A 13842-nucleotide genomic window follows, 5' to 3' on the forward strand; every position below is an offset into this window, starting at 1 on the left:
CTCCCTGGCGTGACTTTGCCGCTGGCCCGTCGGCGCGCCATGGGGGTCAGGATGGTCCTGGACCGTTCCGCCGACGTGTTCCTGACGTCCACGATCGCTGGCGGCACTGGCCGGGAGACAGACCCAGCGTGGTGGGCCACGGTGGGCCTCACCGTGTCCCGACTGAGCCAATGCGGAGGGGGACACACGGTGCCCGAAATACAAGGCTCGGCTCAGAGGATGTGCCAGCGGCGGAGTTCCGACGCGTCGTCGACGAGGCCCGCGATCCGGTGGTGCACCTCGTCGGCGGCCTCGGTCCCGGGCCGGGACTTGCGAGCGTTGGTGGCGATCATCTGCAGCTCACGGAGCTGGCACAGTTCTTCGAATCTCGGCCAGGATGTGGCATCCCAGCCGTAGGCGGCGGTGAAGCCGGCGAAGGCATCGGGACCGGGCGGGTCGAACCGACGGCAGTGGACAGCGACCGTGGCGATGTCCCACTCCCGGGGCCCGAGGGCGGCACCGTCCCAGTCGGCCAGCACGGGCGTGCCGTCGAAGCGCCGGAGCGCGTTGCGGACCTGCGGATCTGACTGAATCAGACTCGTGCCGCAGGGAAACCGCATCGCCTCCCAGCCTGCGGCCAGCGCCTCGAGCCTGCCCATCAACAGATCCTGTTCTTTGCCGTTGAGGATCTCCGAACGGGTGACGGCCCGCTCGATGCCATGGATCGGTCGCAGTGCAGGCAGCGGCACCGGCGGAGCGGGCAAGGCGTGCAGGTCCCGGAGAAGGCTTCCGAGCTCGGAGACGGTGATGGGGTCGTCGTGTGCCGGGTCCAGACGCTGCCAGACCGTAACGGCGTACCCGCCCACCCGCATCGGCTGGGAGACGCCCGGATGAAGGCCCACCGTGGGGAAACCTCGGGCCACCAGCCAGTCGACCACGGCCACCATCCCGCGCACCCGTTCCAGGTCATGATCGCCAGGGGCGACCTTGACGACCACGTCACCGACTGCGTAGACGGCGTTGGTGTGGTGCCGCAGCAGGACCGCGTCCGAGTCGGAATAGCCGAGGAGACGACACACCTCGGCGAGCACCGGCCGGGTGCGCGCCTCGACGAACATGGGGCTCCTAGGGACCGAGTGCGGCTGTGGTCCCAAGACTACGGGCGCGCTCGCGGCACGCCCGGAGGTAATCCGTCAAGCTGGCGACCTCGCCGCGCCCGTTCTTCTCGGGGATCGCCGAGGCCACGTCGGTGGCCCTGGTCAGGATGATCTCCGTACGCTGCGTCTCGGGCAGGTCCGCGACGGCATCACGCGCGGTCAGGGCCGCTTCGGTCGCCCGCCGGTCCTGCGCGAGGCACATCGACCGGTCCAGGGCGATGAGCGCCGCGTCGATCGGAACGGCCGGAGCCGCGCCGTAGAGCCGCAATGCCTCGTCCTGGACCCGGTACGCCTCCATCGTGTCACCGAGCCAGGTGTATGCCCCGGAGAGGTAGAACAGCAGCCGCTTCGCCGGAAACCTGAACGCCACGTCGGTGTCCTCGTCGCCAGCCTGATCGAACAGCCGCCGTGCCTGATCGATGGCCGACCGCGCCTGCTCGATGGCGCCGATCCGGGCCAGAGCACGCGCCCGGCCCGCCGCTGCCAGGGCACCCGGCGACGATGCGTTCGACGTCACCGCCAGAGCCGCATCTGCGAGGGCAACGGCTTGGGTTGGATCCCCGAAGTAGTACGGCAGCATCGCCGCTTGGGCCCGCACGAGCACCCTGAAACGAGCATCCCCGCTGTCGTCCGCCGCGTGGATCGCCGTGCCGTACCACCGTCGAGCCTCGGACACGTCTCCGAGCCTCATCAACGCATCAGCGCACATCGTCGCCAGCAACGCCGCCACCCCGGACAGCCGTGACTGGACTGCCGCCGGCTGCCGCCGAAGCGAAAGCGCCTGGACCTCTCGGCAATCGGCAGCCAGTAGCGCAAGCATGATCTGCGGCGAGGCCGAGGGGTAGACCCTCATATGCTCGCCCGCAGCTTGTTCAATCAGCTCGAGCTGCCGAGGAGCGACACTCGCCGCTGCCAGAGCCTCGTCCAGGCACAGTCGGAGCCTGACCAGATTGCTGACCTCGATGCGGGCGGCGGCACCGGCCGGCGATCGGTCCGCTCCACCCTCCACGGCTAGGCGGTCGGGGTCGCGAGGCACAACGATGTCCTCGTCGCGCCCGAGTCCCATAGCCGGACGCGGAATGTTAAGACCGGCTGCGATCCGTTCCAAAACCTCGTAGGCCGTGACCTGGCGGACGCCTTTGGCGATTTCAGCAGCGCGGTTGGGCGAGACGCCAACAAGAGTCGCGATCCGGCCGTATGACACGCCCCTGGCGTGGAGGAAGTGGAAGACCGCGGTGATGTCGCGCCGCCGCAGAAACTCAGTGATCGGTCGACCGTTCCAAAGCCCCGAACTCCACCACTCGGGATCCACCTGCGCGGCCACGAGCACCTCCGACCGGACGACGACCACCTGCCAGCACAGCGCATCCGCGCCGTCACATCAAGTCAATGACGGCCGACAGCCCATCCAGAGTCGCCGCGCGAAGAAGCATCCGGAAGACCCACGATGAGCCCTCACGGTGTCCTAATGGGATCAAGCGCAGGCTCCGGAGCGCCCCGCCGCCCGCGCCGCGCTACCGCGAGAATCCAGGCCTGCCTCGTCCTGCATTACATTCCGGCCGAACCGCATCCAGGAGACAGCTCACTTTCGCGGTGACCACACCAGTCGAAACGATGGCCACCGCGTCACGCATGTCGCGGTTTACGCCGTTCGATATCAGCGGCTGCTGCGGTATAGCATCGACGAGTGAGCTCAATTGAGCCCAATCGCTTCATAGACGCCAGAGCTCCTTCAGATGTGCAATCAACTCTTCCTGTCGCTGACCAAGCACCTGCGGCGTCCAGGCACCGTGTTGAATCACCTGGGTAGTCAATGGAAAGGGCGAGGTGCCCGATCCGCCGGTGAAGTACCCCTTCTTTTTCTCGTCGAATTCACGGTTTCCGGCTTCCGAGTTCTTTCTCCGGTTCAGGAGTACGAGGTTAGCTAGACGGTGCACCCAGTGGGCCCGCTCAGTATCGGTGAAATCGCTGAGCCATTGACTGCCCGCCTTGGGATTCTGCGGCAGGACGTGTTCGACAGAAATCGTGGCGTGATTGTAGTTGGCACCACCCGATGACAACTTACTATCGAGCCGAAGCATCACGTAGAGGCGCAGGCGAGTGACGCTGTAGATCTCGCCCCCCAAGAGGTCAACCGTCTTCGCCATCTCGCTCTCGCTCAGTTGAAGCGGGCTCGTTGGTGACGTTAGGTCGTCGCCGTTCTCGATGGCGGTGAGTACACGACCGTACCGTTCTATGCGTTGTGTGACATCTAAGCGTCGGACATGCATGCTGGCGGCGAGCCGGTCGAGGTCGCGGGTGAATGCAAGGATTGCTTTCGGGTCACCGCTGCGCCGACTGAAGTAGCTCATCCCGGGCGGGATCCAGTCGATATTGTCCAGTAGCTGCAGCGCTGTCAGCAGATCGTTGACCTCATCTGCGCCTTCATCTGATTGGTAAGCCGAGCGGCTAACCGCTTGGAAGGCCTCGGCATAAGGCACCAGCACCTGATTGATAAACTGCCGCGGATCCGGCACCCGGGTCAGGACTGCGGAGCGAAACTCCTTTAGAATCGCTTCTCGCGCCTTAGTCTTTGCGTAGATCATGCGGATATGTGCAAAAAGATCCGCGAAATCCTCTCGACCGAGGTCCTCCTCCTGACTCTCCCAGGTAGCGGTGTAGGCGGCCTGGGCATCTGAAGGTACGGCACCGATGACCTCGGACTTGAGGATGTCGCTATGAGTCACGCTCAGGCCACGTTCGTTCAGGACGGTGAAAATCCGATACGCAGAGTCGAAATCCTGGGTTGCCACGACGACGAGGTAGGTGTATCCGTCAACGAACTGGACCAGCCGTCGGCGCTCTTCATCACTCAGGTCGGCGAGCCGGTCCCGAAAAAGGCGAGCGTTGGCGACGAGGTTTCGCCGACTGTCGGGAAGGCCCTTGGTCGCGATCTCGTCGAGCCTTGCCATCGAATCGAGGTCCAGAATCTCCTTCTCGAAGAACGGCTGATCCTTGTTGCGCAGAGCCAGACGCGGCTGGTCCGATAACCCTCGGATCGGATCACCGTGCTGGAAGATCCTCCGGTAGAGCGCTGCCGCAAAGTCTTCCGGGAGGAAGAGTCGGACTACGCTGAGCAGCGTCATCAAGGTGGTCAGGCGCTGTTGTCCGTCGACAACCTCCGACTCAGGATGGCCCTCCCTCTTCACCAGAACGATGCTGCCGAGAAAATAGGGATCCGAGTCTTCGAGTTTGTGTTCGCAACGCGCCGCGGCCAGAAGGTCCTCCAGCATCTCGCCGGCCTGCTCCTCGGTCCACGCATACGGACGCTGGTAGCGAGGAATGCTGAACCGATAGGAATCGGTGAAGATGTCCCCCACCGGCCGCTCCGCTGCTTGAATCCTGGTACCAGCCATGCTGACAGCTCACCTCCATCGCGGGCAAAACATGGGCGCGAGGAGGGAGTGTGCCACGTTCACTTTCGCCACGGGCTTGATCGCATATGGCAATCCAGCTCAGCGAATCCGTATCGACAGTAAATCCTAGAAATGTGCGTTAGTTCCTCTTGCGCATCATGCGCACACTGACGCACGGGTGACACGCGCGGAATTGTTACGGACGAGATCAAGGATCAGGTAGTGATCCTCTTCGGCGTGGTGGCGGCGGCGCACATCAAGGGCTCTCGCCCATCCGGTCCATCGACCGAGTACCGGACAGTGTCGTGAGTCGCCCGCCCACGCGAACCGCGCCGCGCCCACCGGCAGCCCGCCCGGTCCAACGGCTCCCGAGCACCCAGCGAGCGTCCGCCCACCATCGCCGTACGCGAAGAAGGCCCCGGCCCGGTGTGAACCACCAGGTCAGGGCCTTGCTCGTTGGTGCGCCGCCAGGGACTCGAACCCCGAACCCGCGGATTAAGAGTCCGCTGCTCTGCCAGTTGAGCTAGCGGCGCTCGCCGGCAACGGGACGAGACGGTAGCAGCCCCGGACGCCACCCCGAACAGGCAGGGGCCCACCTCACCACAGCGTCAGCGTGACCTGCCCGGTCGCGACCCCGGACGGGTCCACCACCAGCATGTACGTGCCGGTGGCCGGCAACGTCGTCGGCTCGATGTCACCGGCCCCGTTGACGACGCAGCCGCTGGTGATCGGGCTGCCGTCGGGGGCGCGGAGTTCAAGCACGCCGCACTGGTCGGGCAGGTCGGATGCGGTCGCGGTCAGGCTCACCGACGTGCCGGCGCTGGCGGTGAACCGGTAGGTGGTGACCGCGCCGGGTTGGTCGACGGTGGCGACGACCGGCGGACCACCGACGCTGATCGTCGCCGTGCGGTCGCGGCTGCTGACCAGCCGCAGTGTGGTCGCGCCGGTGGTGCGTCCGGTCGGGTCGACCACCACTGTGTACGTCCCGTTGGCGGGCAGCAGCGTGCCGTCGATCTCGCCGACGCCGTTGATGACGCAGCCGCTGCTCAGCAGCCGGTCATCGGTGTCGCGCAGTTCGAGCGGGGAGCACTGGTGGGCAAGTGTGCTCGTGGGCACCTCGACGTAGACGCGCTCGCCCTGCCGCCCGGTGAACCGGTACCGGGCCCGCGAACCCGGCTGGTCCAGGGTCGCGGTGACCGCCGGGCCGTTCGCCTCCAGCGTGCCGTCGACGTCCCTGGCCAGGTAGACCCGCACGGCTGCTCGTCCGGTGTCGCCGGGGGCGTCGGTGACCCGCAGGGCGTACGTGCCGGTGGTGGTGAGGTCGACGCGGTCGACGTACCCGATGCCGTTGATGGCGCAGCCGCCCCCGACGAGCTGGCCGGTGGGGTCGGTGAGCACGTACGGCGAGCAGCGGTCGGCGATCCCGGGCGCGATGGCGTCGACGAAGACGGCGTCACCGGCCCGGCCGGGGAACGTCAGTGGCGCCCCGCCGGGGGTCAGGCTGCCGCTCGCCACGGCTGCGGCGGTGATCGGCGGGGCGGCGGGCGGGGCGACCTGCTCGGTGGTGGCGCCGGCCACCGCGAACTCGGGACGGCCGCTGACCGCGACGTCGAAGACGCACTCGGCGAGTTGGGCGGGGGCGGTGACGCCAGCCCACGCGCAGATCTGCTCGGCCGTGGCGCGGCGTGCCGGGTCGAGGTCGCCGACGGTGACCTCCCGTTCCGGGAAGGCACGGTCGGTGAACGTGCCGGTGTCCTGACCGTCGTCGTAGTGCAGCAGCGAGCGGTCCGGGGTGATCCGCCAACTGTCCGCGTACGCCGGGTAGAGCTGGTTGAAGGGCACCGGCTGGGTGAGCGCGGTCCCGGACGGGGGTGCGATGTCGTCGGCCGGGTCACCGTCGAAGTCGCCGAGCAGGCCGCGGACCTTCCCGGCCCGGCCGTCGGCGAGCTTGACCAGCACCCGGTAGCCGTAGTGGCCGATCTGGTCCACCGCCGCCGCGGAGCCGTCCGGCCACGTCAGGTCGTACCCGTCGGTGGGTCCGGTGTCGGAGGGGCGGCGGCCGAGGGTGCCACCGCCGGGCAGGTCGGTGCGTTCCGGTGGCGCGGCCAGTGCCGCGCCGTCGAGGTGCACCCGGGTGCCGCCGTCGGCGAGCGTGAGGGCGACCCGGTGCGCGCCGATCCGGAACGCGACCGCCGAGTTGACCGAGGCGCTGCGGGTGCCGGCCATCGGCGCCTGGCGGACCTGCACCTCCAGCGGGTCGCCGCCGGTGGCGGTGACGAGCGTGAACTCGCCCACGGCCTGGAAGTCGTAGGCGACCCGGTCGAACGTGACCAGGTGCGGGTCGCCGTTGCTGCCGCCGCAGGTGGCACCTTCCTCGCAGAGCTTCACCGGACCCTTCTGCGGGGGCTTCTTCTTCGGCGGTTTCTTGCACTCGTCGAGGTTCTTCGGCAGCGTCTTCCCGTCGTACTCGGTGCGCGGTGGCAGGCCCTTCGCCGCCCGGTAGCGGTTCTCCGCGAGTGTCGCCTTCACCTCGGCGGTACGGATTCCGGTGCTGCCACAGTCGCCCTGCGGAACCTTGTTCTGGGAGATGTCGTCGGCGTGGTTCAGCTCGTGGTAGAGCGCGGCGCAGGGGTCCCGGGCCACGCCGTCGCCGTACGGCTCGACGGAGGTCGGGTTCCAGGTGACGGTCGAGGAGCCCTTCCCGGCGGGGCTGTCCGGCGTCTCGAACGCGCCCGAACCGCCGGTGGTCGGAATGATCCGCACCCGCGGGGACTTCTGGTCCCGCAGCCTCGGGAGCAGGCCGGACGGGTCGCCGCCGGGCGCGGCGAACCCCTTGAGGCAGGCGTCGACGGCGCCCTGGAAGTCGACGCCGCTGACCGGCACGCCACCGGTCGGGTCCACCGTGTAGTCGGCCCGGGCCGGCCGGGAGTCGCCGATGGCCAACGCGCCGACGGACACCAGTAGCAGGGCCACCGCGGCTGCGGTCGGCCGGCGGCGGCTGCGCAGGAGGACCACCACCAACGCCGCGACGAGCAGCGTCAGCAGCAGCGCCGCACCGGCGAGCCACAGCCAGCGCGGGACCGTCCCGCCGTCGCCGATGGTGAAGGTCGCGGTCCGCAGCGTCGTCCCGCCCGCGCAGAGGCTCGGCCCGCCGGTCACCGGCAGCGGCAGGTAGCCGGCGGTCACCTCGTACCGGCCGGGGGCGCCGACCGGCCACAGCGTGTCCAGGCCACCGCCGTCCGGGGTGGCCGCCACCGAGCGGAGCAGCACCGCGTCCGGAGTGTCACCGTCGTGCAGGCGTACGCCGGTCAGGCTCACCGTCGTGCTCGCCCCGGGTTGCACAGTGGTGAGACCGGCGGTGGCGGCAGCACCGATGCCGTCGTCGTGGAAGCTGCGGGCCAGGGTCGGCGTGAGATCACGCCCGTCGAGGCGTACCCCGGTCACCTGGACGGTGCCGACGGCGCTTGTCGGCAGCGCGCACGCCGCGCCCGTGGTGTTCGTGACCGTGAGGTCGAGGCGGACCTGGTCGCCGACCCGGTAGTCGGCCTGGCCGGGCCGCAGGGCCAGGCCGAGGCCGCCGTCGGCGGGCGCCGCGGCGGCGTTCACCGCGCCGGCCGCCAGGGTGGTCAGCAGTACGGGAAACAGGACCGCGAGTCGCACCGTCCACCTCATGGAGCGGACTGTAGGGGCGCGGCAGGCGATCTTCGTACGCTCTGTCGGGGACCGGTCCCAGGGCGCCGGGCCGGATGGGCAGCGTCGTGCTCCGGAGCGGGAAAGGAAAAAGCTCTGACGAGGTGGAAGACACCCGTCAGAGCTTGATCGTTGGTGCGCCGCCAGGGACTCGAACCCCGAACCCGCGGATTAAGAGCCCCGTCGATGCCGTGCTCATCGGTCCCGCACGGCGCTGGCAGTCCCATATCTCCTACCAGTCCATTGCCTGTGGGCCGTCGTGTGCCACCGGATGCCCGTCGTCCACAGCGCGCGAGCACCCGGCGAGCACCCGCATACCGCGTCCCGGACGACCACAAGCCAGCTGAGCGGAACCGGGCGCTTGGCCGGCCACGCTACTCAAAGCGGTGGGCGTAGAGGTCCTTGTGCGTCGCTCATGTCCGTCGTACGGTGCAGGAGTCGGGACGCCGGTCTATCCGTCTCCCCTGTTGCCGCTTCCTCTCGCGGAGCCCACAACGCGGCGTGAACGCCGAGGGCCACAGACCGCCTGCGGCTCTACCCATCTGGTTGCTGAGGACGTTCCGCCTATCCGGACGGGCCGCCTGTCTCGCGCGTTCCCTACCAGTCGGGCCCGACGCTGCCGCACCCGTGGTCAGCGTCGCTCCCGCCCTGAGAGGAGTACCACCATGATCGCCAGATCCCATGGCGCCTCGCAGGATCCCGTCGGCGCCTTGCTGGCCGAGACGTTTCCGTACCAGCATGTTCTGCGCGCCGAAATCGCGGCCGATCTTCGCCGCTGCCCAGTTCTGCTGATCGACCCGCCGAACAAGTCGTTCTTCGGCCACGTTGTGGAACTCGCGATTGGTCTTGCCTTGTGCGATCAGAGCCCGTACCTTCGCCTGCTCCACTGCCTCAACCACGACCTTGGGGCCCGTTTACTCCACATGGCCGGCTACGGGCCCACCAACAACGCCACCACGGCATACGACGCTTGGCGCCGTAGCGGCTCAGCGCTGCAGCCAGCGCACATCTTCACCGGGGCCAGTCGGCTCGCTCACGTCCGAAACTTGCTCAACGACCTTGACCGTCATTGCTCGGACTCCGTAGATGTCGCGCAGCATCTCCTCAAGCAGTACCCGCGTCTCCTCAGCGGTCGTGCCGAGGAGACGTATCACACGAGGCGTACGTTCCGTACCGTCTGGGCCAGCTACTCCAGTGGCTTCCACAGCGCTTTCCGCTCCTACGGGCCGGCGACCGCGCAGCTGTCGCTGCTCGACGGACGCCGCCACGCCGACTTCCTCCTTGGTACCACCGTGCTGGAGGTGAAGAGTGGTCGACTCGACGAAGACCGCTACCTCGACGAGCTGATCCGTCAGATCCTGACGTACGCCCTGCTCGCCCATCACGATGGTCACCGCGTCACTCATGTCGCCGTCTATGCGGTGCGATATCAGCGGCTGCTGCGATATCGCATCGATGGGCTGACCAATCAGCTCGCCGGAACGCCCATCGATCTGGCTGCAACCGGCGCCGCCCTGGCCGCCGCCATCAGGGACCGGCCACGTCGAAGGCCAGCCGCCTGAACGCGAAAAGCGAACCGGGTGCACCGCAATCGGCCGCTCGACCCAGTGGACGAACAAGTATCGGTGCGCTGCGGAACGTCGCGTCGCGGACGACGCCGCCGAACCGCACCTAGCCCTGGCTCAGCATCGGATCCCGGACGCGGCGTTCATCGGTTGGTCAGCAGCAGCGGCAACAGCGAGTCGCGTAGCTGCTCCGTGACGTCGACAATCTCCCGGTGTAATGCGGCCTTGTCCTCGAGAGCGCTCATGATCTCGCCGATGGTCGCTTGCACTTCGGGCGGAGGCACGAGTACCGGCAGGGTCCGCAGAGTGCTGAGGGTCAGCGTTGGCACTGTGGCTGTGGATGCGTGCCGGGCGATCCAATCGCGAACCGCCGGATGCCGCAGATAGTTCAGCAGGTACCGGGGATCGATCGTCGGTTTGGGACGTAGCCGGAAGCAGGCGGTGCCGGCGACCCATCCCTTGTGCTCCGGTCCAGCGAGGGCTTGCTTGCCGAGGTCGCCGGTGCGGACGCAGATTAGGTCCCCGGGGTCGAGTCGATATCGATCGAGACGAGCGGCCGCCTCCGCCGTCACCAGAACGGCGCTTCTCTCCGCAATGCGCCCGTGCAGCAAGTGCTTCGGTGCGACCACTTCGATCGGCACGCCATCGGTCTCAACCGGCCGGATCATGCTGTTCGAAGGGCCGGCCACCATGTGACAGACGTCGGCTAGGGGAATCCCCTGCCAGCCGTCCGGTACGGGACCGATCGGCGAGTTCACAGGAAAAGCTCCTTCAGGTGGGACTCGATGGTCCGGTCGAGGCGGGCAGCTTGTTCGGCAAGTCGGTCGAGTCGCCGGGTGAGTTCTTCCACCTGCCTGGCGCGCGTCCGCAAGTCTGGCGCCTCGTCAATTGGCGTTATGTAGGCGCGGGGGTTGAGCCGGTACCCGTCGCTGCGGAGCTTCTCAATTGGCACACCGGCGGCAAACCCTGCGACCGCGTCAAGCCGGTGTTCGCGCCAGCGCCGGTACGTCTCGACAATTTTTTCAATGTCGGCGCCGGCGAGGGTTCGGCGGTGTCGTTGCTGGACGCTGCCCAGACCGGTTGCATCAACAAAGAGCACCTCGTAGGGCGGGCCGGCGGGCGAGCGCTGCAGGAGCCATAGCGTGACTGGGATGTCAGTGCCGGGAAACATCTGACCTGGAAGCGCGATGACTGCCGACACCGCGCCGTCGTTGAGCATGGCGGCCCTGATGTTCCGCTCATGGGTGTTCTCCGAGAGTCCTGCACCGTACGGCATTACCACTGCTGCCCGGCCATCAGGGTTGAGGGAGGCGATGACGTACTGCAGCCATGCGAAGTTGCTGTTGTGTGCCGGTGGTGCACCGTACCGCCACCACCCGCCAAGCCCGCGGTCACCGCTCCAGTTCGACATGTTGAACGGTGGATTTGCCGTTACCACGTCGTACCGGCTCTCCGGCGCCCCAGTTGGCAGGCTTTCGGCGGCCCACGGCAGCACCTGCGGCACTACCCCCCTCAGGCGCAGGTTCAGATACGCCAGCGCGCAGGAGCGGACCGAGTAGTCAGAGATCGCCACCGTCAGCTGCTCGGCCTCCTTGCCCTGCCGGAGCAGCCGGTCAGCAATTGCGGCAGGAAAGCCACCAGTCTTGCAACAGGGGTCAAGCACCCGGTCGCTCTGCACGGGCTCAAGCAGTCCTGAAGCGAGTTCAGTGATGGACCTGGGCGTGTAGAACTCCCCCCCGCCCTTGCCGACTGCCCCGCTTACCTGGTCAAGCATCGCACCAAAGACCTGCGGAAGGGGGACGTCGTCCGGGTCAATCCGGTCGACCAACTCGACGAGGGGCGCCAGCTGACGCGCGTCGTCGGCCCTGCGGAGCGATTGCAGCAGAGGACTTAGGAGAACGACGTCCTCTCCGTTCGCCGACCAGTCGGCGGCGATCGCTCGCTCGGCGTTCGAGGAGCCGTCAGCCAGCACCTGCCATGCGGGGCGGCCCCGCATGTACAACAGGACGAGCACGACTTCGCCGAACTCAATGACGTTGAGCACCCCCCGGTATCGGTCGAGGCTGCGCCAGAGTGCGTCAGTGAGGCGCCGCACCGTCGCGTCATCCGTCATCGACGAGCGCGTCTGCTTACCAGATGCCTGGGTCATGTCCCCTGCCCCTTGTCCTGCTTGTCCTTCGGCCCTTGTCGGCGCGGGACGATCCGCAGCCAGAGATTAAGAAGATCCTTCGATTCCCGAGGCAGTATCCGATGCGCCAGCGCAAGGAAGAACGCACCAACGACTACCCCCCACGGCGCGTCGGCCAACGCGATGCCAAGCGGCGCAACCACGCTGGTGAACATGCCAGACAACGGCTTGGCGATCATCGGCATCCGCCGCGCAGCCGAAGGTGCCGGCCAGAGGGGCCGACACGAACCTCGTGCGATACCGCCCGGGACCTCATCACATCCAAGAGCCACCCCTTCCGCCGTAGGTGATTCCACTATAGACGCGTATGGGCCTGCGCACAACGCGCAGACACATACGCGTTTGTGGAGATGCTTATGTCCAGTGGCACAGGCCCTTGAGTCGGCGCTTCAGGCGCTTCGCGCATCGCCACCCGAAGCGGAGACGTCATGCCACATCGCCCTGGGCTAGGTGCGTGACGTCCCTCCCCAGCCGACGACGAGTGCCGCAGCTTGCCGTAAGCCATCACGCTGGCTGCACCAGCGGGTCTCACTCGGGCTCATTCCCGGCGTTGGGCGCTGCACGGGCCGTACGGTCCACGCGCGGGAGAGCCTCTCGATGACGGCAGTCTCCCCCGCCGACCACGCCTGGCGCTGAGAAGTGTCGCACCCCGTCAGTACGCTCACTGACGTCTCGAGCGTGGTCGGAATGCGGACCACCGCGACGCTGTTGCCCTGCGGGCCTTCCTGCGGCCCCTGTGCTCGACAGGCCCACCTCATGCCGCGGCAAGCCCGCCGTTCAGACGTTCGTACTTGTTGGAAGGGGACGCCATGGGCGTTGAGCAGGCATTCGACGACTTCCAGAAGATTGTGAACGCCGACAAGGATCACGTCGACCTGGCGCGGGAGCGGCGGGACATCTTCAAGAAGGCGTTCAAGGCCGAACCTGATGCGGCCGAGGTCTTCGGGTCGGGGTCCCTCGCGCGAAGCACCCAGCTCGATCCGGTACATGATGTCGACCTTGTGATCGTCTACCAGCCGGCAGATCATCCCGACTGGGGTAAGCCCGGCGAGTCGGCCGGTGATGCTCTGGAGTACACCCGAGGACGGGTTAAGTACCTGCTCGGTGCCACCGACGGCACGGTGGAAAGGCTCGTGCGGTACACGCGGTGGCGCAACCACGCCGTGAAGTGCTGGGTGGACCCGCCTGAGGCGGCGGACGCGTTCACGGTAGACGCGATGCCGGCCTTGCGTCAGTCCGATGGGACGCTGCTGATTCCGCAGGCGGCAACCGAGGAGTGGATCACGGTCGACCCGGAGTACCTGATCCGCGCGGTCGCCGATCATCAGCGAGATTGGGAGCACTTCCGGCCGATGGTCCGGGTGTTGAAGCGGTGGCGCCACTTGGTTCCGACGAAGGTGAAGTCGCTGGTGATGGAGGTGCTCGCGCTGCAGTGCATACCGCGTGGCGGCAGCCGGCCCGAGGCTCTGCGGGCGTTCTTCACGGCGGCGGCCATCGAGGTGAATTGGGGGGTGGAGGACCCGGCCGGGCACTGCGGACCGATCCAAGACGATCTAGACATCGCGGTGCTGCGGAATGCGCTGTCGGGTGCCTCGGAGGCGGCGACCCGGGCCTGTGCGTTGGCGGCCGACGGTGACGCCGACGAAGCCCAGCGCGTGTGGCAGGAGGTGTTCGGGGCAGATTTTCCGGCGCCAGCTAAGAAGGTGTCGCCGGCCGTCACCGGCCCGGCGTTGATCACGAGCCGGCCGGTTCGGGACGCACCCCAGGGCTGAGTGCGCATGGGAAGCAGCATCGTGGAGCCGGTGACGTGGTGGCAGTGTGAGCCTAGGCGGCTTGCGCGCGATCAGGCAGAGGTTCGAGATCGGTTC

The 13842-nt window shown here is 67.4% G+C and carries 9 protein-coding genes and 1 tRNA gene; 2 read left to right on the plus strand and 8 right to left on the minus strand.

Translation table 11 applies throughout. The features are described 5' to 3' along the window. Window positions 1-212 precede the first annotated feature (212 nt). The 5 genes from AB0C15_RS14725 to AB0C15_RS14745 form a co-directional block, all read right to left on the minus strand. Window positions 213-1097 (minus strand): phosphotransferase, encoded by an 885-nt coding sequence (locus AB0C15_RS14725; RefSeq protein ID WP_357351974.1) that lies wholly within the window; start codon window positions 1095-1097, stop codon window positions 213-215. 7 nt (window positions 1098-1104) lie between these two features. Next, window positions 1105-2466 (minus strand): hypothetical protein, encoded by a 1362-nt coding sequence (locus AB0C15_RS14730; RefSeq protein ID WP_357352148.1) that lies wholly within the window; start codon window positions 2464-2466, stop codon window positions 1105-1107. A 382-nt stretch (window positions 2467-2848) separates the two neighbouring features. Beyond that, a complete protein-coding gene (locus AB0C15_RS14735) occupies window positions 2849-4495 on the minus strand; it encodes a DUF262 domain-containing HNH endonuclease family protein (RefSeq protein WP_357351976.1) in 1647 nt (548 codons plus the stop codon). A 493-nt stretch (window positions 4496-4988) separates the two neighbouring features. Further along, window positions 4989-5064, minus strand: a tRNA-Lys gene (locus AB0C15_RS14740). A gap of 64 nt (window positions 5065-5128) precedes the next feature. Beyond that, window positions 5129-8203: a VWD domain-containing protein gene (locus tag AB0C15_RS14745; protein WP_357351978.1), complete on the minus strand. Its 3075-nt coding sequence runs from the start codon at window positions 8201-8203 to the stop codon at window positions 5129-5131. A gap of 683 nt (window positions 8204-8886) precedes the next feature. Here AB0C15_RS14745 and AB0C15_RS14750 point away from each other — a divergent pair. Then, window positions 8887-9783 (plus strand): hypothetical protein, encoded by an 897-nt coding sequence (locus tag AB0C15_RS14750; RefSeq protein WP_357351980.1) that lies wholly within the window; start codon window positions 8887-8889, stop codon window positions 9781-9783. A 146-nt stretch (window positions 9784-9929) separates the two neighbouring features. On the opposite strand, the gene AB0C15_RS14755 is transcribed toward AB0C15_RS14750, so the two are convergent. From AB0C15_RS14755 to AB0C15_RS14765, 3 genes are read right to left on the minus strand one after another with little or no spacing between them, the layout of a single operon-like run. After that, complete coding sequence (locus AB0C15_RS14755) at window positions 9930-10544, minus strand: restriction endonuclease subunit S (RefSeq protein WP_357351982.1); 615 nt, start codon at window positions 10542-10544, stop codon at window positions 9930-9932. Then, complete coding sequence (locus tag AB0C15_RS14760) at window positions 10541-11935, minus strand: N-6 DNA methylase (protein ID WP_357351984.1); 1395 nt, start codon at window positions 11933-11935, stop codon at window positions 10541-10543. The genes AB0C15_RS14755 and AB0C15_RS14760 overlap by 4 nt, the downstream gene beginning before the upstream one ends. Continuing rightward, window positions 11932-12153: a hypothetical protein gene (locus tag AB0C15_RS14765; RefSeq protein ID WP_357351986.1), complete on the minus strand. Its 222-nt coding sequence runs from the start codon at window positions 12151-12153 to the stop codon at window positions 11932-11934. The genes AB0C15_RS14760 and AB0C15_RS14765 overlap by 4 nt, the downstream gene beginning before the upstream one ends. Before the next feature lie 630 nt (window positions 12154-12783). Here AB0C15_RS14765 and AB0C15_RS14770 point away from each other — a divergent pair. Continuing rightward, window positions 12784-13746, plus strand: coding sequence for a hypothetical protein (locus AB0C15_RS14770; protein ID WP_357351988.1), 963 nt, complete (start codon window positions 12784-12786; stop codon window positions 13744-13746). Window positions 13747-13842: the final 96 nt, after the last annotated feature.

This window comes from Micromonospora sp. NPDC048835 (assembly GCF_040649995.1).
In the GTDB taxonomy this organism is placed as follows: domain Bacteria; phylum Actinomycetota; class Actinomycetes; order Mycobacteriales; family Micromonosporaceae; genus Micromonospora.